We start from the raw sequence: 1,770 nt of genomic DNA, 5'->3' as shown, positions 1-1,770 counted from the left end.
CACACTGGGGAAATACATATCTTGATGCAGGAGAAATAGCGCAAGTTATTGCAAAACTTGATACATATAAAGTTTACTTAGAAGCTAAAAAATATTTACGCTATAACGATAATGTTCGTCTTTTATTTAAACAAGAAACAAAATTTTTTAAGAAAAAATATCCAAAATATAAAGTGGAAGTGATCAAAATGATGGATGATCTTATACGTTTCTTAAGCAAACTATTAGAACAAGATGTTGATGGACTTACTATTATCGGTGTTTAATCATAAAGATATACAACCGACTTAGACCACCAAATCGAGTACAATTCATCTGATTTAAAATATTGAGATTTTCAGCATGTCTACCCAAGCATGGCTCAACCAAGGCAGCCTTGTCCTTGCAAGCAATAACAAAGGTAAAGTTGTTGAATTTGAACATCTGTTTCAACAACTGAATCTTCCTGTCGAGATTATTCCGCATGGCAAACTCGATATTGAAGATGCGATTGAAGATGGTCTTAGCTTTGTTGAAAATGCCATTATCAAAGCACGTCATGCATCTAAACTTTCAGGTAAACCTGCACTGGCAGATGATTCTGGACTATGTGTCCCGATCTTAGGTGGCGCACCTGGGATTTACTCAGCACGTTATGCAGGCGAACATGGCAATGATGCTGCCAATAACCAAAAACTGTTGGCTGATCTTGCACCTTTGCGTAAAGAAGGCGAAACCATTGAAGGCATGTTTGTTTGTGTCTTGGCATTGGTCACCCATGCAGAAGATCCACTCCCACAAATTTTCCAAGGCATTTGGAAAGGTGAGATTTTAGCCGCCGCACGTGGTGAAAACGGTTTTGGTTATGATCCTTTATTTTGGCTACCAGAACTCAATGTTTCGAGTGCTGAACTCAGCAAAGCTGAGAAAAATAAGATCAGTCATCGCGGCCAAGCGATGCAGCTGTTTAAAGCCAGTTTGGTTTAAAACCCTAAAGTGCTCTCCTATATGAGGGCACTTTTTATATGCAGCAATAGACCATAGATCACAATCACCATACAGCTTACGATGGTTCCTGCAGCAATATAGCGAGCTGAAATGCCCGTACCTTGGTAATGCGTTTCCAAAGCAACAATATTAGCGGCAGGCGGCAGACAAAATAAAAAGAACAGCACAGGTATCAAGAATTTAATCTGTGGAATCTCAATGCAATAATAAGTCACGCTACAAATGACCAGACCACACAATAATTTCAGCATCAGTGTGCGCGTATTTAGCCATAAGTCAGCCCGATGCACCCGTGTATATCTGAGCCACATCCCTAAAATACACATCCCTGCAAAACTCATCCCAAATTTGGCAACATCATACAGCCCTTCTAGAACAAGATTCCCCTGTAAACGTTGAATACCACATAGCCATAAAATCAATGCTGCAAACAAGGCCAAGACTGGCGGTGATTGTAAAACTTTCTGGAAAATCACTGAGGCGTTTGATGATTCTTTTGAAACTGCAGTCACTGCCCAAATATTGCCAAATAAAGATCCGCCAATATACAGTGCAATCATCGCTGCACTGACTTGCTCGCCAAATAAGGCTATGGCGAATGGAAAACCAAGCCAACCAATATTGCTATAACTCAAACAAAGTGCCTGCAAACGGTCTTTAGAGAAATAGGCAAATAAGTAAAACAGCAAGATCGATGAAATGAAACTAAATAGAATAAGTGCAAAGCTACCTGCCTGATAGAACACCATATTGTAAATAATCACGACAGGAATAAATAACCGC

At 39.7% G+C, this 1,770-nt stretch carries 2 protein-coding genes and 1 pseudogene; 2 read left to right on the top strand and 1 reads right to left on the bottom strand.

Annotation, left to right across the window (positions count from 1 at the left end; all coding sequences use genetic code 11):
* A pseudogene (locus B4H32_RS06075) lies at positions 1 to 266 on the top strand (hypothetical protein); the annotation flags it as partial.
* Positions 267 to 342: 76 nt separating this feature from the next.
* Complete coding sequence (gene rdgB, locus B4H32_RS06070; RefSeq protein ID WP_286800900.1) at positions 343 to 966, top strand: RdgB/HAM1 family non-canonical purine NTP pyrophosphatase; 624 nt, start codon at positions 343 to 345, stop codon at positions 964 to 966.
* 17 nt (positions 967 to 983) lie between these two features.
* On the opposite strand, the gene B4H32_RS06065 is transcribed toward rdgB, so the two are convergent.
* Positions 984 to 1,770 (bottom strand): permease (locus tag B4H32_RS06065; RefSeq protein WP_286800899.1); only part of this gene is annotated, 787 nt, incomplete at its 5' end.

The organism is Acinetobacter sp. UBA2063 (assembly GCF_002333245.1).
Taxonomy (GTDB): Bacteria; Pseudomonadota; Gammaproteobacteria; order Pseudomonadales; family Moraxellaceae; genus Acinetobacter; species Acinetobacter parvus.
The sequence above is the reverse complement of the archived record's forward strand: the minus strand, read 5'-3'. Positions and strand labels throughout refer to the sequence as shown.

Bases quoted from the DNA above. Each gene is read 5' to 3' on its own strand.
- rdgB (WP_286800900.1), top strand. From the start codon at position 343: ATGTCTACCCAAGCATGGCTCAACCAAGGCAGCCTTGTCCTTGCAAGC.